The organism is Ruegeria sp. AD11(2025), from assembly GCF_056542405.1.
In genome coordinates, this window is sequence record NZ_JBQFZU010000018.1 from 20,997 (window position 1) to 46,188 (window position 25,192).

General features: G+C 57.3%; 22 protein-coding genes. 5 read left to right on the forward strand and 17 right to left on the reverse strand.

The annotated features are described in order from the left end of the window. Positions 1 to 59 precede the first annotated feature (59 nt). The 16 genes from ACR1XY_RS16545 to ACR1XY_RS16620 form a co-directional block, all read right to left on the reverse strand. Positions 60 to 2,741: an arsenate reductase (azurin) large subunit gene (locus tag ACR1XY_RS16545; protein WP_480594716.1), complete on the reverse strand. Its 2,682-nt coding sequence runs from the start codon at positions 2,739 to 2,741 to the stop codon at positions 60 to 62. Positions 2,742 to 2,755: 14 nt separating this feature from the next. Next, the gene (locus ACR1XY_RS16550) at positions 2,756 to 3,325 is read right to left on the reverse strand and encodes an arsenate reductase (azurin) small subunit (RefSeq protein WP_480594717.1); all 570 of its coding nucleotides are present in this window, start codon (positions 3,323 to 3,325) and stop codon (positions 2,756 to 2,758) included. Between the two features lie 5 nt (positions 3,326 to 3,330). Beyond that, on the reverse strand, positions 3,331 to 4,518 hold the full coding sequence (locus tag ACR1XY_RS16555; RefSeq protein WP_480594718.1) for a cytochrome-c peroxidase: 1,188 nt from the start codon (positions 4,516 to 4,518) through the stop codon (positions 3,331 to 3,333). An 11-nt stretch (positions 4,519 to 4,529) separates the two neighbouring features. After that, a complete protein-coding gene (locus ACR1XY_RS16560) occupies positions 4,530 to 5,636 on the reverse strand; it encodes a cytochrome-c peroxidase (RefSeq protein ID WP_480594719.1) in 1,107 nt (368 codons plus the stop codon). A gap of 97 nt (positions 5,637 to 5,733) precedes the next feature. Then, positions 5,734 to 7,986, reverse strand: a complete 2,253-nt coding sequence (locus ACR1XY_RS16565; protein ID WP_480594720.1) for a hybrid sensor histidine kinase/response regulator — start codon at positions 7,984 to 7,986, stop codon at positions 5,734 to 5,736. Between the two features lie 86 nt (positions 7,987 to 8,072). After that, positions 8,073 to 8,981 (reverse strand): NAD(P)-dependent oxidoreductase, encoded by a 909-nt coding sequence (locus ACR1XY_RS16570; protein WP_480594721.1) that lies wholly within the window; start codon positions 8,979 to 8,981, stop codon positions 8,073 to 8,075. 177 nt (positions 8,982 to 9,158) lie between these two features. Beyond that, a complete protein-coding gene (gene nadC, locus ACR1XY_RS16575) occupies positions 9,159 to 10,007 on the reverse strand; it encodes a carboxylating nicotinate-nucleotide diphosphorylase (RefSeq protein ID WP_480594722.1) in 849 nt (282 codons plus the stop codon). Beyond that, positions 10,004 to 11,569 carry an L-aspartate oxidase gene (locus tag ACR1XY_RS16580; RefSeq protein WP_480594723.1) on the reverse strand — a complete coding sequence of 522 codons (1,566 nt, stop codon included), beginning with the start codon at positions 11,567 to 11,569 and terminating at the stop codon, positions 10,004 to 10,006. The genes nadC and ACR1XY_RS16580 overlap by 4 nt, the downstream gene beginning before the upstream one ends. Before the next feature lie 8 nt (positions 11,570 to 11,577). Then, the gene (nadA, locus tag ACR1XY_RS16585; protein WP_480594724.1) at positions 11,578 to 12,630 is read right to left on the reverse strand and encodes a quinolinate synthase NadA; all 1,053 of its coding nucleotides are present in this window, start codon (positions 12,628 to 12,630) and stop codon (positions 11,578 to 11,580) included. A gap of 195 nt (positions 12,631 to 12,825) precedes the next feature. Continuing rightward, a complete protein-coding gene (locus ACR1XY_RS16590) occupies positions 12,826 to 13,005 on the reverse strand; it encodes a hypothetical protein (RefSeq protein ID WP_480594725.1) in 180 nt (59 codons plus the stop codon). Between the two features lie 340 nt (positions 13,006 to 13,345). Further along, positions 13,346 to 14,284, reverse strand: coding sequence for an HAD-IIA family hydrolase (locus ACR1XY_RS16595; protein ID WP_480594726.1), 939 nt, complete (start codon positions 14,282 to 14,284; stop codon positions 13,346 to 13,348). Beyond that, on the reverse strand, positions 14,248 to 15,063 hold the full coding sequence (phnE, locus tag ACR1XY_RS16600; protein ID WP_480594727.1) for a phosphonate ABC transporter, permease protein PhnE: 816 nt from the start codon (positions 15,061 to 15,063) through the stop codon (positions 14,248 to 14,250). The genes ACR1XY_RS16595 and phnE (ACR1XY_RS16600) overlap by 37 nt, the downstream gene beginning before the upstream one ends. Then, complete coding sequence (phnE, locus tag ACR1XY_RS16605; protein ID WP_480594728.1) at positions 15,063 to 15,878, reverse strand: phosphonate ABC transporter, permease protein PhnE; 816 nt, start codon at positions 15,876 to 15,878, stop codon at positions 15,063 to 15,065. The genes phnE (ACR1XY_RS16600) and phnE (ACR1XY_RS16605) overlap by 1 nt, the downstream gene beginning before the upstream one ends. Continuing rightward, the gene (phnC, locus tag ACR1XY_RS16610) at positions 15,875 to 16,669 is read right to left on the reverse strand and encodes a phosphonate ABC transporter ATP-binding protein (protein WP_480594729.1); all 795 of its coding nucleotides are present in this window, start codon (positions 16,667 to 16,669) and stop codon (positions 15,875 to 15,877) included. The genes phnE (ACR1XY_RS16605) and phnC overlap by 4 nt, the downstream gene beginning before the upstream one ends. A 57-nt stretch (positions 16,670 to 16,726) precedes the next feature. Further along, positions 16,727 to 17,701: a phosphate/phosphite/phosphonate ABC transporter substrate-binding protein gene (gene phnD, locus ACR1XY_RS16615; RefSeq protein ID WP_480594730.1), complete on the reverse strand. Its 975-nt coding sequence runs from the start codon at positions 17,699 to 17,701 to the stop codon at positions 16,727 to 16,729. Between the two features lie 61 nt (positions 17,702 to 17,762). Continuing rightward, positions 17,763 to 18,572, reverse strand: coding sequence for a DeoR/GlpR family DNA-binding transcription regulator (locus ACR1XY_RS16620; protein WP_480594731.1), 810 nt, complete (start codon positions 18,570 to 18,572; stop codon positions 17,763 to 17,765). Positions 18,573 to 18,817: 245 nt separating this feature from the next. Here ACR1XY_RS16620 and ACR1XY_RS16625 point away from each other — a divergent pair, with 245 nt between their 5' ends. From ACR1XY_RS16625 to ACR1XY_RS16645, 5 genes are read left to right on the forward strand one after another with little or no spacing between them, the layout of a single operon-like run. Beyond that, positions 18,818 to 19,282 carry an NUDIX hydrolase gene (locus ACR1XY_RS16625; RefSeq protein WP_480594732.1) on the forward strand — a complete coding sequence of 155 codons (465 nt, stop codon included), beginning with the start codon at positions 18,818 to 18,820 and terminating at the stop codon, positions 19,280 to 19,282. Between the two features lie 57 nt (positions 19,283 to 19,339). Continuing rightward, the gene (locus tag ACR1XY_RS16630) at positions 19,340 to 20,365 is read left to right on the forward strand and encodes an ABC transporter substrate-binding protein (RefSeq protein ID WP_480594733.1); all 1,026 of its coding nucleotides are present in this window, start codon (positions 19,340 to 19,342) and stop codon (positions 20,363 to 20,365) included. Beyond that, complete coding sequence (locus ACR1XY_RS16635; protein ID WP_480594734.1) at positions 20,366 to 22,582, forward strand: ABC transporter permease; 2,217 nt, start codon at positions 20,366 to 20,368, stop codon at positions 22,580 to 22,582. It begins immediately after the preceding gene. Continuing rightward, a complete protein-coding gene (locus ACR1XY_RS16640) occupies positions 22,579 to 23,649 on the forward strand; it encodes an ABC transporter ATP-binding protein (RefSeq protein WP_480594735.1) in 1,071 nt (356 codons plus the stop codon). The genes ACR1XY_RS16635 and ACR1XY_RS16640 overlap by 4 nt, the downstream gene beginning before the upstream one ends. Further along, complete coding sequence (locus ACR1XY_RS16645) at positions 23,650 to 24,216, forward strand: histidine phosphatase family protein (RefSeq protein WP_480594736.1); 567 nt, start codon at positions 23,650 to 23,652, stop codon at positions 24,214 to 24,216. 3 nt (positions 24,217 to 24,219) lie between these two features. On the opposite strand, the gene ACR1XY_RS16650 is transcribed toward ACR1XY_RS16645, so the two are convergent. Next, a complete protein-coding gene (locus ACR1XY_RS16650; RefSeq protein WP_480594737.1) occupies positions 24,220 to 25,011 on the reverse strand; it encodes an inositol monophosphatase family protein in 792 nt (263 codons plus the stop codon). Between the last annotated feature and the right edge of the window lie 181 nt (positions 25,012 to 25,192).

Here is a 25,192-nt window from a genome sequence, read left to right on the forward strand (position 1 = left end):
TTCTGCAGTGGGACCGAACCCGGAGGGCGGCATGGCGTCCGCCCCCCGGAAAGCTGTCATCAGGCGATGTCGCGCGGTGCAAAGGACATCGTTCGAAACGAGGTCTTGTAGGGGCTCGGCCCCAGCTTGCGTAGCTTGGCAACGCCCATCTTGTAGTTGTAGTTGCCGCTGATCCAGTCGACGATCCGGCCCTCAAGCGCGTTGGCGGGCTGCTGCATGTGCAGGAAGTCCATGTAGACAACGCTTTTCTTGATGGCGGGCGTGACCATGGCCACGGCGGTGATCGCCGCTTTGGTCAGTTCGATATGCCCGTTCTCCATCAGTTTCGAGAACTGGAAGTCATCGCCTTCCACACCCAGCAACGTGTGCTTGTTGCCCGGAACGCGTTCCGAGTACACCATCACATAGTCGCCGCTTTCGATACCGCGTTCGGCCGCATCGTCAGGGTGAATCTCGACCCAGTTTTCCGGCCAGCGCTGCACGATGTACGGGCGACGGCGGTCGTCGAAACCGGATTGCCAGCGTTCGTTGATCCGACCGGAGGTCGCCCACAACTCGCCTTCGTCCTTGTTTGGTTTCAGCCATTCCCAATAGTCCGAGAACAGACCCCAAGGCGATTTCTGGATGTTGCACTTACCGGTTTGGCTGTTGAAGTGCGTCAGTTTCTTGTTGAACACATCTTTCCCAGCTGCACCGGTCTCCGGCAGCGTGCGTGTCGTGTCGTGCAGGCGCTTGGTCTCAATCAGTGTAACACCGTCGGCATCCAGCATGACCGGGCATTGCACCCCATCGGTGCCGAATTCACGGACCTTCTGGTGCAGGCCTTTGCCTTCCTTCTTGGCAAGATGATAGACCGCGTGGAAATCCTTGCGCGACCCGCGGGTAAAGCGCACGGCCTCTTCGGCGACCTCGTTCGAGTTCTGCCAGTCGAACCCGTCAAAGCCCATCCGCTGTGCCAGTTGCGCAATGATCCACCAGTCGGGCTTGGCCGCACCGGGGGCATCATAGAACTTTTGATACAGGCGCAGGCGGCGTTCGCCATTGGCGCGCAGGAAGTCCTCTTCGCCCCAGGTTGCTGCCGGGAATACGATGTCGGCGTATCGGTTGCCGATCGGGTCCTGCAGATAGATGTCCTGATTGATCACCACCATGCCGCCACTGTCGGCGCGCGCCTTCAGCGTATCGATCATCTCTTGCTTGTCGAAAGAGGCGATCTGATGCGGGTTGCGGACGGTGAGCTCCTCGAACTTGTCGGCCAGTTGCTGCGATCCGCACATGGACTGGATCCATGTGGTGCCAATCACGTGGGCCATACGGGTATGACCTGCGATCAGATACCGGTCGGTATCCATCGCGCGACGACGGCGACCCGGCAGTTTCTCGGGCGATTTGTTGCGCGGGTATTTCCCGCCCTTCACGCCGCCCCGCTGGTGACCACCGGCCCGGCCAATGACCTGACCCGGACGTCCACCACATCCACAGATGATGCCCAGCGCGGAAATCGCCTGTGTGTTGCCAGTGTTGTTGGACCAGTAGAACCCTTTCTCGATCATGATCGAGGTTTTCGGGCGCGAGCCGTCATCCTTGGGTTTGGCAAGCCATTCGGCAGCGGTGTAGATCTTCTGCACATCGATCTCGGCCATGGCCGCGGCGGTCTCGGGCGCGAATTCGTCCTGCGACAGCAGCCACTCTTTCCAGTCCTCGAAGCCTTTGGTCTGGAACTTGCCCCAGGTCGTGCGCCACTGCCAGGGCGTGTTCCGGGTGCCCTGACCGAAGCCGGACGAGCTTTCCCACTTGTTGTTGACCCATTTCTGAATCCAGTCGCTGTCTTCCCAGCCGTTTTCCACGATGACGCGGGCAATGGCGTTGACGACCAGCAGGTCGGTACCGGGCAGTACGTCGATATGCAGACCGCCCATCTTTTCCGCATGGGCCACACCGGCGGACCGTCGCGGGATCAGATAGATCTCTTTCTGACCGTTCTGCATGCCCTTCATCATCCACTGGGTATAGAGGATGGTCTTGGTCTCATACGGGTCGGTGCCGCAGACCAGAAGGGTTTCCGCATCCCGCCAGTCCTCGTAGGACGGGCCGAAGTTGTCGAACCCAGCGTCCCGGAAACCGGGGGTCGAGGTCACGTCGGACGGCGTGTCGTGGAAGGTGAAGTTCGCGGTGTTGATATGGCGTAGCGCGTATTTCGAGATCGCGTAGGTATTCTCGATATACTGGTAGCTGAAGGTTTTCACGCCATAGGCATTGGTGCCGTGTTTGGCGATGACGTGACTGCCCACCTCAGCTGCCACATCCAGCGCCAGATCCCACGGAACCGGCATCAACGTGCCATAGATCCGCATCAGCGGCGTCTTCAGACGGTCACGCGTTGGGGTTTGCGGGTTATAGCATTTCTGCGCGATACACCCGCCCCGTAAGGAACTGTCGCCATCGGTGTTGACGTATTGCGTGTCTTTGTCAGGGATGATCACCACGTGGTGCGGCTGGCCCTTGTGCAGAACGATATTGTGCTGGTTCGGCGCGACCCAGGCACCCAGCGGTGCAACGGGAAAATCCTCGCCAAATGCGTTTTCGTCCGCGGAAGGGCCGCCCGGTTTGGCCGTCACGGGCCAGCGATAGACTTTGTAACCACAGGCCACGATGCAGTAATCGCAGGCGGTCGAGATGACCTCGGCGCCTTTGGGCGGCAGCGGGACGTTGGTTTCGGGTACGTAGTACGGGGTTGCCATGATACCGTCTCCCCTTATGCAATCAGGTTGTCGTAACGGCCGTAGATCAGGCCGAACATGCCAACGGCGTAGATGTCATCGCCATCCAGTTCCAAAAGGACCTGCGGCAGCGACTGGTAGGCCTGCCCCGAAACGAGGATGCCGTGCCGTGTCACGTCATAGGTGGACAGGTGCAGTGGGCACGGACCCAGCACCTTGTGATCCGGCTTGTAGCTGTCAAACATCGACCCGCCCTGGTGGGTGCAGGTGAGGTTGAAGGCCACAACGTCCCGCTGCGGACCGATGCCGCCGCCGCTTTCCACGCCGGTCTTGACCAGGATCGAGTCCGAATAGTCGCCCTCATCCGGATAATAGAACTCGACCGGGACATCCTGCTCTAACTCAGAGAGCTTGCCGATCAGCTTGCGCGGATAGGTGGAGACCAAGGCGGGAACCTGTTCGGCCTGACCGTGGCGGGTGGGCATGGCCACCATCACGGCAAAGGTCGTGGCACCCGAGGCGAACAGGAACTGGCGGCGGTTCACGGTGCAGGCCTTTTTGGCCTCACCCGAACAGCTGCATCCGGTTGCGTTATGATCTGTCATGACGCTTACTCCTCTGTGGCAGCCGCTGGAAGCGGCTGGTAATCCGGCAGGTCGGGTTCCTCGATCAGGATCTCCTCGCCGGACAGGGATTTCAGGAAGGCCACCAGATCCGATTTCTCCTGGTCATTCAGACCAAGGGGTTGGATCAGCGGGGATTTGTTATCCGAGAACTCATTCTCGCCGCCGCCCTGGTTGTAGAATTCAACCACATCCTCGAGCGTCGCCAACATGCCGTTGTGCATGTAGGGTTCGGTATAGAGGGTGTAACGCAGGGACGGTGTGCGGAACTTGCCCTTGTCGGCCTTTTCCTTGGTGCGGAAATAGAAGCCAGGGTCGTCCTTGGTGTGGCGATACATCTCTTCGGTCGAGCCTTTGGCATAAAGCTCGTACCGGAAAGTAATCTGCGCCAGACCATCATCTTCCCAGCCGCTATAGGGCGGAACGCCGGTGTTGTAGTATTTCTCATCCGACAGCAGCGCGCCGTTGTGGCATTCGGAGCATTGCGCCTTGCCAGTGAACAGCTCCAGCCCGCGTTTTTGTTCTTCGGTCAGCGCCGCATCATCTCCGCGCAGATAGTTGTCGAAGGGCGTGTCGGTCTGAACGATGGTGCGTTCAAACGCAGCGATGGCCCGCCATGCGTTACCGACGCGCGGCCACTGATCGCCGAAGACATCGTTGAAGCGTTCGACATATTCGGGGACGAAGGCCAGACGGGCCTCCATCATGTCAGCCTCGCCGTTCCCTGCGACCGCGCCGCCTGCGGCGGATTTGGCCTGGCTTTCAAGGCTTTTGCTTGAGCCCGCCCAGAACAGCTTGCCGTAATAGGCCGAATTCACGATGGTCTGACTATTGCGCCAGTGGGTCGTGCCCGGATAGCCAAATGAAATCGGCGCCTCGACATCCCACCCGATATAGGGATTGTGACAGGCCGAGCAGGGCGTCGACGGGTTGCCCCCCAGACGCGGATCGAAGAAGAGCATCTTGCCAAGTTCGATCTTGGCGTCGGTCTGCGGGTTGTCCAGTGGGACGGGCGGCTCGCCCAGCGCCACCAGAGGCGCATCCGGGTCAGGGTCTGCCCCGCCGATACCGGCCTCAATCTCCATGCTGGTTTCCGCAATGGCCTGCGAACCAAGGACGGCAAACAGGGCAGCGGTGGCGATCGTGCCTTTGAAGTAAGACGAAAGGTCTTTCATGGGTCCACTCCTCAGTTTGTCGCGTCTTGCCAGTTCTCGATCGGCGCATAGTCCGTATCGATACTCTCGGCGACGAATTCCGGGCCGGTCAGCGGCTCGCCGGACAGGGCCTTGAGGAAGGCCACCAGCTGCGCTTGCTCAGTCTCGGTGAGGCCAAGCGGCTTGATGCGCGGATCCTTGTTTTCATCGTCACCACCACCAGCGTTATAGAAGGCCACGACGTCCTCAAGCGTCGCCAGCGTACCGTTGTGCATATACGGCGCGGTATAGAACAGCTCACGCAGCGTGGGGGTCATGAAGGTTCCGAAAGTGTCGGCGGTGTGGGTGCGGATATACGCGCCGGGGTCGGCGCGCAGGTTCATGTAGTTCGCAACGCCAAGAAATTTCATCATGGTCACAAAGGTGATGTGCCGTTCCGGAGTTGCCCAGATATCGGGATTGTCGCCAACACCGATATTGTGCGGCTGGTCATCGGTGAACCGCTCGCCCGAGTGGCAGGAGTTACAGCCACTGGCATTGAACAGCTCATAGCCCGCTTTGGCCTCTTCAGACATCTCACCGGCGTCGAACGGCGCGCCCCGCGAGATCAATGTTTTCAGGTATTCCGGAATCGCGTTGCGGACACCACCGTTCGAAGGCTCGCCAAATCCGGCGGCTTCGAACATCTCGACATAGACAGGGTCCTGCTTGATGCGTTCCTGCATCAGACGCATGTCCATGTTCATCGAATAGGTTTCGGTGATGCTTTCGCGGGTCACGTCGTTGAGGTTGGTACCGATGCGCCCGTCATGGAACCACGCAGCTCGCTTGGCGCTGTTGATCAGCGTTGGCACATTGCGGAAATGCAGGCTGCCCGCGTAAGCGTCCGACAGGGCCTGCCCGTCGGTGAAACCGTATTCCGGCTGGTGACAGCTGGCGCAGGACAGCTCGGTATCGCCAGATAGTCTTGGATCAAAAAACAAACGTTTGCCAAGGGCCGCCTTGGCTGGGTCGAACTCTATGGCTTCTACCGGGCCCGGCTCATCCGCCTGGGCCTGGTGAACCGGAACCGCAACGCCCATCGTCAGCAGCGAAACTGTCGATAGCGCCGAGAACCATGTTCTGGCTTTGGTCATCATCTGAAAGCCCCTTTTTCGCTATTCCGATCTCACGGTTGGCCGCGGACCAGCTACACGAACCATAAGGGGCAGTTGTTTCGTAGTGATTTGATACAGGTTAAGGTCTGTGAAATGATGTTAAATTTTGTAACGAAACGCCCAGAGCCGACGCACGGATGATCCGCGCAAGGTCCTGAACCTCAACGGGTTTCTGAACACGGATCGTGGAGTCGTTCGCATCCGGAGTATCAGCGTCGTCGAAATAGCTGCTGACCAGGATCGTAGGCACTCCGGGACGCAGGGATCGGGTCGCGCTGATCAGGTCAGTACCCTTCAGACCCGACATCATCAGGTCCGTGACGATGACATCGTAGCTGTCCGGTGCCGCGCGGAATGCCTCCAACGCCCGCTGCGGATCAGAATATGCCTCGACTCGATAGCCATAACGGGTCAGCAATCGGCGCGTGACATACAGGACGTTTTCATCATCATCGACCAGCAGCACATGTTCATCCCCGGCCACCGCGCGAAGCTCGGCCTGCTGTTCGCGGCTGAGTGCGGGCATCATCGGGTAGAACAGGCTGAACCGGGTGCCCTTGCCGGGTTCCGAGTGCAGCTCAACCCGGCCATGGGATTCCTCGACACTGTTATGCACGATGGTCAGCCCCAGGCCGGTGCCCTTGCCCACCGGTTTGGTCGAGAAGAACGGCTCGAACACCTTTTGCTGTACCTCGTCGCTCATTCCCGGCCCGGTGTCTGTGACATCCAGACGGATCACACCGATCGCCTCGTCCGGCAAGTCATCGAGCGCATTGTCATCCACCCGGCTGATCTTCAGCACCACCTCGCCGTGCTGATCGCCCATCGCCTCGAACGCGTTGTGGCACAGGTTCAGCAGGGTCTGGAAAAACAGGGTGGTGTCGAAATCGGAAAAGGCCGCGTCGATCTCAATGTCAAAGCGGGTCTCAATGCTGGGCGGGGCCGAGACCTTGATCAGCTCCAGCGCCTCTTGCGTGGCTTTCACCAGATCACCGCGCTGCGGGTTGCGTGGGCGCTGGCGAGCAAAGGTCAGCATCTTGCGCACCAGCGCCTGCGCCCGTCGCGCCGCAATCCGGATGTGGCTGACCGAGGTTTGGACATCCTCGTTCCCGTCAGCATCCAGTTCGATCAGATCGGCGTTGCCGATCACGCTCATCAGCACGTTGTTGAAATCATGCGCGACCGAGCCGGCCAGAATGCTGACGGCCTCCATCTTCTGCACCTGGGCGAATTGTTCGCGGGTGCGACGGGTTTCGGTAATGTCTTCTCCGATACCGATGTAATGCGTGACCGAGCCGTTCTGATCCACCAGCGGGAAAATGGCCGTGGAAACCCAGTAATGCGTGCCATCCTTGCGCAGGTTCCGGAACACGCCATACCAGCTTTGGCCCTGTTTCAGCCGCCCCATCAAGTCCTTGTAGACCCCCTGCCCGGAATAGCCCGATTGCAGCATCTTGGGCGTGTGGCCATAGACCTCGTCCGCCGTGTACCCGCTGAGATCAAAGAACTTGCGATTGGCGTATTCGATATTCAGATCGGTATCGGTGATCAGGATCGAAGCCGGGCTTTGCTCCACCGCGCGGGCCAGTTTGCGTTCGGCCAGTTCAACCTGCTCGCGCAATGTCAGCTCGGCCTTCAGACGTCTGTTGGTACGCAGGATGTTGGCGATCAGCAAGGTGGTCAGAATGGCGACCACCCCGACAAGAACGATCAGCCCGACCAGCAGAACCGAGAAGTTGCGCACCAGCCGCTCGCCATCCGAAAACGCCCGCACCATGCCCGAGAGGCTGCGATCCCGCTCTTCGACCCACAGGTTTTCAAGCGCCGCCAAAGCCGCCAGCGCGCCACTGTCATCAACGCGGACACGGGTGTCGATCTGTTCAGCGGTCTGGCCTGCGGCGATACCCTCCTCGATCAGGGGTATATTGCCGGTATATTCCAGGGCAACGTCTTCGATCTGCCGCAAGGCGTCCAGTTCCACCTGCGACGGGCCCGAATTGCGATAGGCCTGAATCGTGCCCAAAAGGCGGGCCGATTGCTGACGCAGAACCGGGCCATAACTCGGGTCCTGCCGCAACACGTAGTTCTTGAAGTTGTGAATCAGACCGCCATAGCCGAAATCCGCACGGATGTCGGAAATCCAGTAACCGCGCGGCGTGGTTTCCACCGAATAGCTGTGCCAGGCCTGCCGCATATCGCCAATGCGGTTTCCTGTTTCGCGCGACATGTAAAGGAACACAGACAGGATGATCGCAAGCGCGATGCCGATTGCAAAGGCTACGGCAAGCGACCGCCTTGGATAACCCTCGACCACTTGGGGGACGTCTTTCATGCCTGCACCCTGACCTGAAAAGCCTTCAGGCTTAGGGTGTGTCATGAATTGTGCCGCCGCACCACTTGTATTGGTGCCGCAGGGGTTTAGTTCGGCCCCTCTGTTTCAGCCAATCCGTTCACATCAGCCGTGAAATCGGCCAGCATCGGAAGGTAGCTGTCCCCGCGTCCCGAGGCCTCCATTGCCGCAAATGCATTTCGCAGCACGGCCTGCACTGGGGTCACGGCACCCACATCGTTGGCAAGGTTCGCCAAATACCGCATGTCCTTATGCGCATTGGTGATGGTGAACCTGTGAGCGTTTGCATCTCGTTCCAGCGTCCACTTCATGAAGGTTTCATAGAACGCGTTCGACAACCGGCCGGGGCGGATCACAGAATCCACCTGCTCCGCACTTAGCCCGGACTTGCGGGCGACAGCCAGCGCCTCGGAATATAGCGTGGCGTATCCCAGCGAGATGAAGTTGTTGATCAGCTTCATTTTGTGACCCAACCCAACGTCGCCCATGTGTACGACCAGACCGGCCCAGCAGTCGAGAATAGGCTTGATGCGCTCGAAGGTCTCCGGCGCGGCGCCGACCATGGCGTCCAGAGTGCCAGCCTCGGCCTCTTTTGGAGTGCGGCCAAGAGGCGCATCAGCCAGATCCATGCCAGCGGCCCGAAGATCTGCAGCCAGCCGCAATGTTGAGACCGGGTCGGAGGTCGAGCAATCTACCACGATCAACCCGGCCTTAGCCGACGCCAGAATCCCGTCATCTGACCGGACCAGTTGTTCAACCTGAGGGCTGCCGGATACACACAGATGGATGATGTCACATTGTTCGGCCATCTGTTTTGGCGAGGTGACCTCGGTCGCACCACGTTGCACCAAATCGTCAACCGGTTGGCGATTTCGGTGCCCCATGACGACAAGAGGATAACCATGTTTAAGGATATTTCTCGCCATGCCATGCCCCATCAGGCCGACGCCGATGAAACCGATAACGGGTATTTCCATAATGTGTCCCTTTCCTATGTCATGGCTGCATTTTCACCGATATTCTCAATACCGAACCCCGTCGCCCCACTTGTGGTGGTGACAACCACTTGCCAAGGGCAACGGGATCAATGTTTCGTGACTTCTGGGCAGAGCGCAGCAGGGTTAAGATCCCGCCCCGGAAGCACCGGCACTGAGCTAAAAATCAAGACCGATATCAATGGTGCGATAGGAATGGGTCAGCGCGCCGGACGAGATATAGTCCACACCGGTCGCCGCGACGGCGGCCACCGTGTCACGGCTGATATTGCCCGAAGCTTCAGTCACGATCCGGCCGTCCACCAGCGCAACAGCATCTCTCAGCATCTCAGGCGGCATGTTGTCCAGCAACACCACATCGGCACCGCCGATCTCAAGCACTTCGGCCAGCTGGTCCAGCGTGTCCACCTCGATCTCGACCTTCATCATATGCGAGGCGCGGGCCTTGGTGGCCTCAAGCACCGCCCGCACGCCACCGGCGGCTGCGATGTGGTTGTCCTTGATCAGGATCGCATCTGACAGCGAGAATCGATGGTTGAAACCGCCGCCATGCTGGACGGCCTGTTTCTCGAAAATGCGCAGGCCGGGCGTCGTCTTGCGGGTACAGGTAATGCGCGTTTTGGTGCCTCTGGTTTCACCTACCAGTGCAGCCGTCGCCGTCGCCACACCCGTCATGCGCCCGGCAAAGTTCAACGCCACCCTCTCGCCCGACAGGATCGACGCGGCACTGCCTTTGATCTCCATCAGCGTATCACCTTTGACGCACCGCTGACCGTCGGCAAGATGGGTCGTGACCTGCAGCAACGGATCGACCAGACGGAACGCCAGCGCGGCCACTTGCATGCCGGAAACCACCGCATCCTCACGCGCGTTCAGCCGGGCGTTATAGGTGGCATCCGCCGGGATCACGGTCAACGTAGTGACATCACCATTGGCCCCCAGATCCTCCATCAGCGCGGACCGGATCATGGGTTCAAGGATCATGTCGGGCAAAGCCGGATAATTCATGCTGCGTCCTTTGCAATGCGGTCCCGCAGGGCCATCGCCTGAGTCAGTGTCAGGGCCGAACGCTGGCCGGGGCCGGGAATAAGGTCAGGGAAATCGGATCGGTAGTGCGCACCGCGGCTTTCCTCGCGCAACAAAGCGGCAGCGGCGATCAAAGTGGCGGTGGCGGTCATGTTGAGGAACACTGCGGACTCGGAGTGTTTGTCTTCAAGCATAGCTATTTGTGTCAAGGCACGGCGCAGGCCTTGTTCGTCGCGCACCACACCGACATGTTCGGTCATGGTGCGACGCAAGGCGGCCACATCCTGATCCAACGCGGTTTCATCACCAGAGATCAATTGGGCATCAACCTCGGGCGCGTCCCGCGTGGTCACCACATCCGCAATGTCCCGCGCGCAGGAGCGGGCAAAAACCAGTGCCTCAAGCAACCCATTGGAAGCCAGGCGATTGGCCCCGTGCAATCCGGTCGAAGCCGCCTCACCACAGACCCAAAGCCCGGTCATGGAACTGCGTCCCGCCAGATCTGTCTCGACCCCGCCCATATGGTAGTGCGCCGAGGCGGTTACTGGGATCGGGTCGCGCGCTGGATCAACGCCATTGCGCAGACAGGCTTCAGTCACTGCGGGGAAATGGGACGCAATTTCCGCCCCGATAGCATCGCGGGTGTCCAAGGCGGGTCGTTTTCCCACCTGCGCCTGCAGGTAGACGGCGCGGGCAACTGTATCGCGCGGGGCCAGTTCAGCGTCGGGGTGGATATCAGGCATGAACCGATGGCCGTCGCGGTCGATCAGAACGGCGCCTTCGCCGCGAAGGGCCTCGGTCGCCAACGGGGTCGGGTCTTCTCCGACATCAATCGCGGTGGGGTGAAACTGCACAAACTCGGCATCAGCGATCCGCGCGCCGGCACGGGCGGCCATGCCGATCCCTTGCCCCCGGATACGCGCCGGATTGGTGGTTTGGGCATAGAGGCCAGACGACCCGCCGGTGGCCAGGACATGCGCTGCCCCACGCAACAGAACGGTTGGCGCCGTGGCCGTATCTGCGTTGGTCAGATAAACACCAGTGACCTTCGTTCCGTCGCTTTCCAGCCCAACGGCCTGCGCGCCTTCGATCACCTGAACCGAAGGCGTCTGGCGCAATTCCTCGATCAGCGCGCGCATGATCTCGGACCCGGCCTGATCGCCCTTGACCCGCACCACCCGCGCCGCCGAATGCGCTGCCTCACGCGATTGCACAAAGCCACCGTCGGCGGTGCGGTCGAACCCGGTTCCGAGGTCGGACAGGTCGAGAATATGCTCTGGCGCGGCTTTGGTGACGAACTCGGCCACCTCGCGCAGGACCGACCCAGCGCCTGCGCGCATGGTGTCCTCGGCGTGGGCTTCGGGGCTGTCTGTCCGCGCCATCGCCGCCGCGACACCGCCCTGCGCCCAGGCCGAGCTTGCGCCTGAGCCCAGCGGTTCGGGCGAGATCATCACAACCGGACACGGGGCCAGCTTCAGTGCGGTGTAAACCGCCGCCAGCCCGGCCCCGATGATGACCACACGCGGCGTCTCAACGGTCTGCATGTCGTCGATCAAATACCCAATTGTCGCGAGAGGTCGATCATGCGCTGAACCGAAAGGCGCGCCTTGTCTGCCACGTCCGCATCAACCTCGACCTGTCCGGTCATGGTATCCAAAGCGAACAGCACCTTTTCCAGCGTGATCTTCTTCATGTAGGGGCACATGTTGCAGGGGCCGACAAACTCGACCTCGGGCAGTTCATCGGCAATGTTGGATGCCATCGAACATTCAGTGATCAGCAGCGCCTTTTCCGGTTTTTCATCGGTGACGTATTTGATGATGCCGCTGGTCGAGCCCGAGAAATCCGCCTCGGCCACAACGTCCGGTGGACATTCGGGGTGAGCGATCAGCCGCGTGCCCGGGTTCCATTCGCGGAAATCGCGCAGGTCGCGGGCCGAATACTGTTCGTGCACGATGCACGAGCCTTCCCACCAGACCACATTCTTCTGTGGTACATCGCGGGCCACGTTCTGGGCCAGATACTGGTCGGGGGTCATGATAACGGTGTCGCTGTCCTGCGCGGCAACGATCTGTGCCGCGTTGGACGAGGTACAGCAGATGTCAGAGGCCGCTTTGACCTCAGCCGTGGTGTTCACATAGGACACAACGGGCGCACCGGGGTAGCGGCGACGCATTTCCTCGATGCCTTCAGCGGTGATCGATTCCGCCAGCGAGCACCCGGCCTCCATATCCGGCATCAGCACGGTTTTCTGCGGGCTAAGGATCTTGGAGGTCTCGGCCATGAAATGCACGCCGCATTGCACGATTACATCCGCCTCGACCTCGGTCGCCTTGATCGCCAGTTGCAGGCTGTCGCCACCGAAGTCGGAAATGCCATGGTAAATCTCGGGCGTCATATAGTTATGACCCAGAATAACGGCGTTGCGCTCGGCCTTCAGATCATTGATCGCCTTCACATAGGGCGCATAGATCGCCCAATCCACGGGCGAAACCACGCGGGACATGCGGTCGTAGATTTCGCTCATGCTTGCAGCAAGCTCGGGCGACGGGGCCAGGTCATACTTTTCGGAGAGATGCGCGCGCTGCGCGGGTAGGTCGAACACGGGACTGTTTTTCTGCCTGATTGACTCGTGACGCTTTTCATATGGTGTTTGTGGCGAATTTACCACCACCCAGATCAGAAGAATGTTCTGATAATGTTGACGCCGGAAGAATAATCTTGCTGAACCACACAATTTTCAGCCCTCACTCTAATACCCGGCAATGGCGGTAATGATCACCGCGACCACCTTTCCGACTCACTGCGGATCAGAGGCATCCTGATTGGGATGCAAGAACCGACCTCTGTTATTGTCAAACCCGCAGCCCGACGCGTTGAAGAATTCTGCGGACAGGGCCGGACCGTCCGAATGGGCTTCGGCAAAGGTCAGGCTCCACATTGTCACAGCCAGTTTGCTTTCCGCATAGACTTCCCTCACCTCGGGCCGCTTTGGGCATGTCATTGCAGCCAGATCAACGGGCGCTTACTGGGCAAACTGTGGTCGTTGACGACAGCATTCACTTCGATTGAGATTTTTTTCGGAGTCAGAATCCGCTCTGACATCGGCGTAGCATTGGCTCAAACGAGCATGCAATTCTACGCGCTCTCGGCTCATTCCTGCCATTGGTCATCAGTTGTTAATGCTGCGCAGCAGCTTGTCGAACCTGCTGTGCGCTGCTGGTGCGAAATCCAATGTCAGCTGAATTCACAATCTGCGGTCACAACTGACCTTTGGCTTTTTGTATTCAGAGCATTCATCGAAAAGGAACGCGCCAAACTCAGGGGCGGGTTACGACAAAGTTCGGTACTATCCCTGCCTTTTTGATCGCTGCTTCAACATCATGCCCTGCAAAGAACCCAAATCCTGAGATCAGCGCCGAAATTACGCCGGCATTGCGTGCGCCCAGAATGTCGGTGTGCAGGCTGTCGCCAACCATCAGAACTCGCGACTTGTCGATATGTCCGAGGCGTTGGAAAGCAAGATCATAGATGTTGCCGAAAGGCTTTCCAAAGAACTGAGGGGCGACACCCGTCCGGTCTGCCAGCCGGTGCGCAAAAAGACCGGGCTCTTTGGAAAATCCGTACTCGCGAGGAGCAACAATATCAGGGTTGCCGACCATTACCGGGCGGGGACGCTCTCGCAAGGCGGTCTCCAACATGGCTTGGCGCGTTTCAGTCCAAACCGCTGACCCGATCATCAAAAACCCGTCGACGGTTTCGTAGGGCTTCGGATCATCCTCCAGATAAGTGAGTTTCAACCCCTCCAAATCGCGAAGACCGGCGCTGGGGGTCGCCATCAATCCCCAATGCAACCCACTTTTACCGTTTAGCTCTGACAGCAACGTGGCCCGGCTGGTGATCACGTCCTGTGGCGCAAAATCGTATCCAAGTCTGGTATATTTCTCCAAAAGAGCGGCGTGCGGAAACCCTGCGGCATTTGACACAACCAAAACACGCTTGCCGGCGGCTTTCAGTGACCTTACCCGATCTGGTGTATCTGGGATCGCCGTATCACCAATATTGAGAACTCCGAAGGCGTCGAGAAGGAACACGTCGAACTCATGAGCTATGTCCTCTAGCGTCTCGGCGTGACGATAGTTCACTTCAGTCGTTCTGTTTTCCGGAAGGCGATGTCGCACGGCCTCGTAGGCATTAAAAGCCTCTTGCGCAGAGAACCCGGTCAAATGATGGCTCCTCGTACTTTCGCCGAAACCCATTCACTGATCATGACCGCAACAAGAATTACAATAAGGATCAGGCTGACTTGCGGCCAGGCCAGAACGTTGAGCGAAGCCGACAATTGCAACCCGATACCTCCCGCTCCAACCAGCCCGAGCACCGTGGATTCGCGGATGTTGATATCCCAACGGAAGACGGCAATGCCGGCGAAAGCGGGCAGGATTTGCGGAACGATTCCGTAAGCCATGACCTGCCAGCGTGAAGCTCCGGTCGCCGTGATTGCTTCGACCTGCGTGTGATCAATTTCCTCAATCGCTTCGTAAAGAAGCTTTGCGCAAAACCCGATGGAACGGATGGCGATTGCTATGACACCGGCAAAGACGCCGGGACCAATAATCGCGATCAGAAGAAGCGCCCAGATCAACGAGTTGATTGAGCGGGTCGAAACGATGACCAACAGGGCAATGGGCCGGATGAACAAGGCCGATGGCGTGGTGTTGCGGGCCGCCAAAAAGGCAACCGGCACTGCCATGCACAGGGCGATGATCGTACCCAATGTAGCGATGTTCAGTGTATCCCAAATCGGGCGGCCCAGTTGGGTGATGTAGTCCCACTTAGGAGGCGTTGCACGGGTCCAGATATCGTTGGCGATGCGGGGCGCATCCCAGACGAAAAACCAAGTCGTCGATTCCGATATGAGTTGCCAACAGTAAACAAATATCGCCACGCCCAACAGCCAGCCGAACCATCGAACCAGACTCTGGCCCGTCGTCCGCCGACGCCAGATTTGCGCATCGTCGCGTTCAAGCACCGGCATTACTGAACCCTCGCCCGGATAATTCCCGAAAGGTATTCAAGTGCCATGACGATCCCGATGATAAGGATTAGAATGGCTGCTGCTGTGTCGTATTCATAACGGTCGAATGCAGTGTTCAATGTTGCACCGATACCGCCTGCCCCCACGAGCCCAAGAATTGCGCTTTCTCGGAAATTTATGTCGATCCGATACATGGAAAGCCCCACAAGTCGCGGCATCACCTGTGGCTGAACGCCATAGTTGATCCATTGTGGCCAACGTGCGCCTGAGGCTTTGATCGCCTCGGCCTGCACCTTGTCCATGGCTTCGATATCTTCGGCCAGAAGTTTGGACAGAAACCCGATGGTGGCGAAGGAAAGCGTCAGAAATCCGGCCAGCGGACCAAAACCGAAGATAGCCACGAGCAGAATGGCGACGATGATCTCTTGCAAAGCCCGGCTTATCGCGACAATGCCCCGGCAAATCATGTAGATTGGCAGTGGGGCGATATTGCGTGCTGCTCCCAATCCAATCGGGATTGAAATCAGGATGCCCACGACCGACGCGGCCACGGTCATCACGATACTCTCCAGAAGGCCGCTCCAAATATCTGACCACCGCGAAATGAAGTCCGGGCTGGTAAACGCGAGTACAAATGCCCATCCCCGGTCCAGCCCTTCATAGACCCGGCCCCAGTCAACATCGATGGTCATGAAAGCCGCAATCAGGTAGGCGAGAAAGCCAAGGATCAATGCCCAACGGAGCAATGGGTTTTTGACAAAGGCAGGCTTACGCCAGCCTTTTCCAAGCATGTCATCCAGTTCTCGATGGCTCATTCCGCAGCCTCGACATCTTCATCTTCGTCCACTTTTTCGATGGTCGCTTCCCAATCTTCCTCCCCATAGATCTCGGTCAACTTCTCGGGGGTAAGGCCTGTTGGAAGACCATCATACACAATTTCGCCAAAGCGGAGACCCACGACGCGAGGAACAAACATCTGGGCAAGTGCCACGTCATGGATATTGATGATGGCCGCCAGCCCGCGCTCCTGACATAACTCGGTGATTAGGCGCATGATCTGACGGCTGGTCTTTGGGTCCAGCGACGCAGTTGGCTCATCGACCAGCAGCAGTTTCGGGTTTTGAATCAATGCACGGCAGATGCCAACCCTTTGGCGTTGACCACCCGACAGTTCATCTGCCCGTTTGTCAGCCATGTGCAACAACCCCACCCGATCAAGCAGGCGGAAAGCCTCGTCAACGTCCGACTGCGGATATCGTCGCAGGAAACTGCGCCAGAATCCAACATATCCCAGCCGTCCCGACAATACGTTTTCCATCACCGTGAGGCGTTCGACCAAGGCATATTCCTGAAAGATCATGCCCATTTCGCGGCGCGCTTTACGCAAAGAGCCCGATCCGAGTTTGGTCAGGTCCACGTCACCCAAAAGGACACCACCGCTTGTGGGTTCAACCAACCGGTTAATGCACCGGATCATGGTCGATTTGCCCGCGCCTGAAGGACCAATCAACGCAAGCACCTGCCCCTTGGGAACCTCCAAATCAACCGCTTTCAGCGCCTGATCCCCGGTCTTGTATGTTTTTGTTAGCTCCTGAAGACGCAGCATAAATTGTCCCTGTATAGGCTGTAGGCGGGCCGTTCAGGCCCGCCGATTATCCGTGTGTCACTGGCAAGCGTAGGAAACGCCATTTGCTGCGTCGATCTTGCGAATGACATCCCAGAAATCTTTGTAGTTCATTTCAATAAACTGAGCCTCGTTGGATTTAGAGAACTCTGCTTGAAGTGCTGTTCCTTCCCAGTCGAATGTGAAAAACGCCTCTCTGATTTTGTCCTGAAGATCAGGCGGAAGGTTGTAAACGGTACCAAAGCCAGTGGTTGGGAAGGTCTGCGATTTGTAGATAGACACGACCTGATCAGCATCGATCACGTCCCTAGCGATCATCCGTTTCATGACAGAATTGGCCACCGCACCTGCAGGATAATCTTTATTTGCAACGCCCAGCACCGTGTTGTCGTGCTTACCCGAGAAGACCGGTTCAAAATCACGATCCGCAACCATGTCATAGTCGCCCTTCAGGATGGCAGAGGGTGCCTTGAACCCAGAATTTGACGTAGGTGACGAGAATGCAAGCTTACCGCCCTTAATGTCTTCAACCGCCTCGACCCCTGATCCCGGAAAAGTAATCAACTCCATCTCATAGCCGAAATGTCCGTCTTCCGAAGCCATGATCGTGAATGGCCGGAACCCCGCGCAGTTTACAGCCAGCGGGTTCGATCCAGTATTGAAACCAGAGATATGCAAACGGCCGGACCGCATAGCTTCGATCTGTGCTGCGTTCGATTGAACCGGAAATATCTCGGCCTTTTTACCGGTAACTTCTTCAAGGTGGTCGATGAATTCGACCCATGCGTCCCGATAAACCGCCGGGTCCTCGACCGGAGTATAAGCAAAGATCAACGTGTCGGGATCAATCCACTCACTAGGATCAGTAGGAATATCCGCGATCAGATCTCCGTCGGCGTCACAAAAACGCTCGTCCAAGTCACCGCGCGGACAATCCTGCGCCGACACCGTCCCACTCAGCGACATGAGCGCAATTGCGGATGCCCCAACCAATAGTTTGAAATCGACCTTCATGTTTTCCTCCCAGTTATGCGCGGCCCTTTTTTCGATCCGCTGTCAATCAATCATGGCATGCCTACCCGGCGACGAGAACATCGACCTCGGCGCCCTCAATAGCGTTACGCAATTCTCCTGTTGGTTTTTTGTCGGTAACTATGGAATCCAAGCCGCTAAGGTCGCCCACTTGAGACAGGCCTTTGCGACCGAACTTGCCGGAAGCAATAAGAAGATGCCGCTTCTCGGCACGTGTCAGCATCATCCTTTTTACTGCAGCAAAACCCTGCACTGTCTCTGAAGGACCCTCGGTTGAGAACCCTGAGGAACCGATCATGCACCTGTCGACATTGAAACGGGACAGAAATTCCAGCGTCTCGGTTCCGATCGTAGCAGATTCAGTTGCCAAGTATTCCCCTGGGCATAACAGGACTTGGGCAGCTCCATGGCCAAGGGTCATCGCAACGGGAATTGAATTGGTGATCACCGTGCAGTGGGTGCCGAGATAAGCCAGCGCACGTGCCATCTCGATGGTGGTTGAACCGGAGTCAATCATGACCGTTTCACCGCCCTGAATTAGTTCTGCCGCGCTAACACCTATCCGCTCACGTTCCTCAACCTGTGCGTTTGTCCGTTCATCCAAGCCTGGAAAGTGTCCTTGCGCAGGGGCTGACGCCCCCCCGTGTGCACGCGCGATCAAACCGTCGTTCGACAGGGCGTCGAAATCCCTGCGCACCGTCTCGTTAGAGACATTAAACCGCTGTGCCAGTTCGTTGATGCGAACGTGCGGGCGCAGCTTCAACTCCAACAGTATCTGTTGGCGCCGATCGGATTTCTTGACCCGGCTCTGGTTCTTTTCAAACATTTTGCCGCGCGTTTTGGTTTTGGACATCCGACAACCCGACTAGGTTTCGAAACCTACCTTTGTGGGCTTTCGGGCATTTTGCAATAATTTTTGTTGCATAACCCTCGGAAGGTTGTGAGAATTCGAGAAATTCCAAGTGTTTCAAAGCGCAGAGCAAAAGATGCACAGGCTGATCAAATTCAGAAGCAAAATCGAGGGAGTGTTTTAACTGGCCAACTTGCTAATAAGACAGCTTCCTTTTGTTTTTTGATCGTGCGGCATTGAGGGACAAAATGAGCGACAGCGAAACAGCAGATCAGATTGCGGCGCTTCCGATGCGCTGGGACAAGACTGGCAAGTTGCGTGTTCTGATGGTCACTTCGCGGGATACCGGCCGGTGGGTTATCCCAAAGGGATGGCTAATGGATGGCAAAAAGCCATGGCATGCAGCAGAAATAGAAGCTCAGGAAGAAGCGGGCGCAGTCGGTACCATCTCGAAGCGGCCAATCGGTTGTTTTTTCTACGACAAGCGATACGAGGGCAAAAGCAGCGTTCGCTGCCGCGTCACTCTTTACCCTCTGGTCGTTGAAAAGCTGAAGCGACACTGGAAGGAAGAAGGTGAGCGGACGCGTCACTGGTTTTCACCGACAAAAGCCGCAAAGCTGGTCGAAGAAAAAGACCTGTCACAATTGCTGAGAAATCTAACAGACAATCAAGAAGTAAAAACTGCCGTAAAGAAGCTTCGAAAGGCTGCTTGAGGAAGGGCATAAAAGAACCGGGAAACCCGGAAGCATTAAGCTCAATGGGAGGAAAAAATGAGGAAACTGACATCGACCGCGGTTGGATCGGTGATTGCCCTGGCCGCGTCACTGTCGGCGGCACAAGCCGACAAGCTGACACTCTATTGTTCGGCGCAAGAAGATTGGTGCCAACTCATGGCACGCAGCTTTGAAGATGCGACTGGCATCGACGTCAACATGACTCGAAAATCGTCAGGCGAGACCTTCGCACAAATCCGCGCCGAAAGTTCGAACCCGAAAGGAGACGTTTGGTGGGGTGGAACGGGTGATCCGCATTTGCAGGCCGCCGAAGAAGGCCTGACGATGGAATACATGTCGCCAATGCGCGACCAGCTTCACGATTGGGCGATATCCCAGGCTGAAAGCGCGGGCAACAAGACGATCGGTATTTATTCAGGCGCGCTTGGGTATGGCTACAATGCCGACCTTGTCGCCGCAAACAACTTGCCCGAACCTGCCTGTTGGGAAGACCTGCTGAAGCCCGAATACAAGGGACACGTTCAGATGGCGAACCCGAACTCGTCAGGGACGGCCTATACAACACTGGCCTCAATGGTGCAGATCTTTGGTGAGGATGAGGGCTTTGAGTTCATGAAAGGCCTGCATTCGAACATCAACCAATACACCAAGTCCGGCTCTGCGCCGATCAAGGCCGCCGGTCGTGGCGAGAACACGATTGGTATCGTCTTCATGCATGACGCCGTAAAGCAGGCCGTTTCGGGGTTCCCGATCAAGGTCGTCGCACCATGCGAGGGTACGGGGTACGAAATTGGCTCAATGTCGATCATCGACGGTGCCCGCAACGAGGAAGAGGCGAAGAAGTTCTACGACTGGGCCCTGTCGCCCGAAGCTCAGAATCTTGCCCTTCAGGTCAACGCGTTTCAGGTGCCATCGAACAAGGGGGCGGAAACATCGGAAAGCGCACCTGATATGAGCCAGATCAAGCTGATCGACTATGACTTCAAAAAGTACGGTTCCTCAGATGAACGAAAACGTCTGTTGCAGAAATGGGACGAAGAGGTTTCGGTTCTGCCGCAGTAAATGACTGACACTACATCAAAAACGACCCATCCGATCTTGATCTTCTGGATCATCGCCGGGTGGGTCGGATTCTGCCTGTTGCCCTGGTACATGGTCGACGGCGGCCTGTGGTCGTTCGTATGGCTCTTGGACGGCTACCCGTTCGATGAGGATTATGCCCCCGCTGCATTTCTGATTGGACAGGGTGAGAAACTTTGGCTCTCTCCACTCCTGATCGCTCTGGCCCTACCACTTTTGGTGTTGAAACGCGCCAAATCTGATCCGCTTTATGCCCGCATTCTGATCCTGTCCGGTGCGCTCGGCTTCGGCTGGCTGATCGCTCAGGGTTTCAGCATTGGCATCCGAGGCTTCAACTTCGATTGGTTAGAAGCGTTGTTTGGCGAGCTTGGCGACCGTCAGTTCGGCATGGGCTACGGCGCAATGATCTGCGCATCCAGCTTTCTGTTCCTGCTCACTCAAGGTATCGCGGCAAGAGGTGCCATTAACGGTGACGTCTTTGTTGTAAGCGCCATCGGCGGCGTGATTACCATCGTCACCGCTTTTGTCTTTTTCCCCATCGCCAAGATGCTTTTCGCCGCTTTCATTACCGAAGACGGCGCGTATTCCATTGCGGTTTTTTTCTCGAAGTTCTTCGACGACCGGTTGTGGGGGCTGGGGTGTTTTCAAGGTGCCCGATGCGGTGCGGCCTGGAACTCACTTTTCCTCGCCATCCTCGTTGGCTTCATCACAACGATCCTCGGCCTTTGCTTCGCGTTGGTCGTGACGCGCTCGGGTTTTCGCTACAAACGCGCGTTACGGGCATTGACCGTTCTCCCGATAATCACCCCGCCATTCGTGATCGGCCTCGCGCTCATCCTGCTTTTTGGACTGTCTGGCTCTGTCACCCGGTTCTTTGCCGAACTACTCGGCACACAGCCGACACGCTGGCTTTACGGAATGCCGGGCATTCTGATCGCGCAGACACTTGCATTCACGCCAATAGCGTTTCTCGTGCTGATCGGCGTGGTTGAAGGTGTATCTCCCTCGATGGAGGAAGCGGCCCAGACCCTGCGGGCCAGCAGATGGCAGACGTTCAAGACGGTTTCCTTACCCCTGATGCGACCTGGTCTGGCGAATGCATTTCTTCTGGGCTTCATCGAAAGCATGGCTGACTTCGGCAACCCGCTTGTATTGGGTGGGAATTTCGACGTGCTGTCGACTGAGATATTCTTCGCCATCGTCGGTGCTCAATATGATCAAGGCCGGGCTGCGGTTCTGGCAATGGTGCTGCTGTTCTTTACCCTTTCCGCCTTTTACGCGCAGCGCGTCTGGCTGGGAAAGAAGAGCTACACAACAGTCACCGGCAAAGGCGATGCGGGTGTTCATCCGCTGATGCCAACCGGCCTTTCGGTTCCCGTTCTGCTCATTGCACTGGGCTGGGGGCTGTTCACAATCATTGTCTATGCGATGATCATCTACGGCAGTGTGGTCGAGTTGTGGGGGGTCGATAACTCGCTGACCATCAAGCACTACATCACCGCATTCTCGGTTCGCTTCGAAGAAGAGGGCATACGCTGGACCGGAGCTGCTTGGGACAGTTTCTGGACCACCATCACGATCGCCGCCATTGCTGCACCATTGACTGCCGCCGTTGGACTGGTGACTGCCTATCTGCTGACCAGACAGAGCTTCGCGGGCAAGAACGCCTTTGAATTCGGCACCATGCTGTCCTTCGCGATCCCCGGCACTGTAATCGGCGTTAGCTACATCCTAGCCTTCAACGTTCCGCCAATCGAAATCACTGGCACGGGGGTTATCCTTGTTGTCAGCTTCATCTTCCGCAACATGCCGGTTGGCGTTCGCGCGGGCATTGCCAGCATGTCGCAACTTGACCGCAGCCTTGATGAATCCTCACTGACCCTTGGCGCAAACTCGTGGCAGACCTTCCGGAATGTTATCCTTCCGCTGTTGCGCCCTGCGATACTTGCTGCACTTGTCTACAGCTTTGTTCGAGCCATGACGGCAATCTCGGCCGTCATCTTTCTGGTCAGCGCGGAGTATGACATGGCAACCAGCTATATCATCGGTCGGGTCGAGAATAACGACTATGGCCTTGCTATCGCCTATTCGACGACGCTGATCTTCGTGATGCTCGCGGCGGTTGGCTTATTGCAACTTCTCGTCGGCCGGGTTCAGATTGGCCGGCGCACGCAGCTCGGAACGGAGACATCGCCATGACCGACACCAAAATCGGTTCCAAGGCCGCCCCGGTACGCTTTGAGAACGTGTCGAAAGTGTTCGGCAAGGATGTCGTCGCCGTCGATAACATCAACCTTCACGTAGACGCAGGAAAGCTCGTAACGCTGCTTGGCCCGTCGGGCTGCGGAAAAACAACGACATTGCGCATGATTGCAGGGTTGGAGATGGCCAGTTCCGGCAAGATCCTGATCGGTGATCGGGACGTGACCAAACTGCCAGCCACCGACCGCGATGTATCTATGGTATTTCAGTCATACGCGCTGTTCCCTCATATGAGCGTGCTGGAGAATGTGAAATATGGCCTCACATTCTCGGGCTTTGCGAAGGATGAGGCCCGCAGTCGCGCGTTGCATGGTTTGGAGCTGGTTGGCCTTCAAGGGTTCGACAACCGCCTTCCCTCAGAGTTATCCGGCGGCCAGCAGCAGCGTGTTGCCGTCGCACGGGCATTGGTTCTTGAGCCGCAGGTGCTGCTGTTCGACGAACCGTTGTCCAACCTCGACGCCAAGCTTCGTCGTCAAGTGCGTGAGGATATTCGGGCAATACAGCAAGACCTTGGTTTGACAGTTGTTTACGTTACCCACGATCAGGAAGAGGCGCTGGCTGTCTCGGATGAGATTGTCGTCATGCGCAATGCAGCGATCGCTCAGATGGGTACACCACGCCAGCTTTACGATGCCCCGAATGACCGGTTTGTTGCCGATTTCATCGGTGAGGCAAACCTTTTGGACTGCCAGGTCGTCGGTATCGAAGGCGACGCGGCAACCATAGAAATCGAAGGCTACCGCCACACATTACCACGCCGTGGTTTGTCCGAAGGGACCGCAACCATCGCCGTGCGCCCCTCACGTTTAGTGATCGGTTCAGATCAGGGCATACCAGCCACGGTGGCCAAAGCGACCTATGTTGGCGTTCGGATGGAGTACACGCTGACAGGTGCATTCGGTCAGGTTTTTGCCGTCCATGATGATGTCGATGCGCCGCTTGAACCCGGCACCGAAATAACGATGGGTTTTGCCGACAAAGGGCCGGTGCTTTTGCCGGACTAAATGCCGAATCTTTTGATCATCACACACCCCGAGGTGTCTATCGATCCGGTCGTCCCGATCACAGATTGGGGTCTGAGTGCGACGGGCCGCAGACGCGCTACTGAATTTGCTGCCAGTGAAATCTTGTCGAACGTCACGCAAATCTGGGCAAGCAACGAGCAAAAGGCCCGTGAAACGGGCGAGATTCTTGCTGCACCACGAACGCTACTCGTCAACTATCACCTGGGCCTTGGAGAGAACGACCGCAGCGCAACCGGTTATTTGCCCCGGGACGAATTCGAGGCAGCGGCTGATGCATTCTTTGCTCAGCCGGACGTCAGCTATCGCGGTTGGGAAACAGCTTTCGGGGCGCAAAAACGCATTCATCGCGCGGTCGCAGAGATTGTCCAGATGCATGACACCGGGGATCTTGCAATTGTTACACACGGAGCGGTCGGCACGTTGCTTTGGTGCGCATTGTCGGAGTGTTCGATAGACCGTAAACACGACCAGCCCTCACAGGGCCACTTCTGGCAGGCAGATTTAAAGACGCTTAAGCCTAACTCATGTTGGATCGCCTTGGCATAGACGTTAGGCGTTCCAAGCGCTCTCTGCGATTTCGCGCAGCGTCTCGAACACATCTGGCGTACCCACGATTACGCGCCCGCCTTCGCGGATCATCACATCGGCGTTTTGACCCTCGACAATGCCACCCGCTTCCGAGACCAGCAATTGCCCAGCCAGACAATCCCAGGCGTTCATGTGTTCTTCCACGTAACCCAGGAGGCGCCCGGCAGCAACGTAGGCCAACGACAGAGCCCCACTGGCGTTTCTGTGAAACATGGCCCCATTCTCGATAAGATTCTCGACAATGGGTAAAACATGGCGGGTCTCAATCCGGTTCGAATACCCCACGGCGACTGTTCCATCCCGCAGCGCCACCCCTGATGCGACGCGTATTGGTGATCCGTTTAGAGTTGCTCCTTCTCCGCGCAGCGCTACAAAGGTCTCATCCACATTTGGATCACGTATCACACCGACTTCCGTGTGTCCTTCGGTGACGCCAGCCAGAACGATAGTCCATGCAGGTATGCCGTTGACGAAATTCGTTGTCCCATCAATTGGGTCAATCACCCAGTCAAAACCGCTCTTGCCAGCAGTAGCGCCGTGCTCTTCACCGAAGACACCGTCATTGGGCCACGCCTCTGCAATCCTCTGACGAATAAAGGTTTCAACATTCCTGTCCGCCTCGCTGACCCAGTCCTGAGCACCCTTTCGATCAACAACAAGACTACCCCGATCCGCGAAGTACTTTTGAGCAATTGCCCCAGCCTCCTCGCAGACTGCGACGGCAAAATCTCTGCGTTCTGAAAGTCGAGACATGGGTGGTCCTTTTCCAGTTGGAGAGTCGCCTTGAACATTGCAGGCTAAGCGAATGCCTGGCAATCACAGAGTTGTTTCGATTTTTTTCAGAAGCTATTTCACCGCCGCCAATCGGGTGATGTCAGTGTTGGCGATTTCTTCTGCAAGCTGCCTCTGCGCCGCCTTCACCTGCGGCCCATAG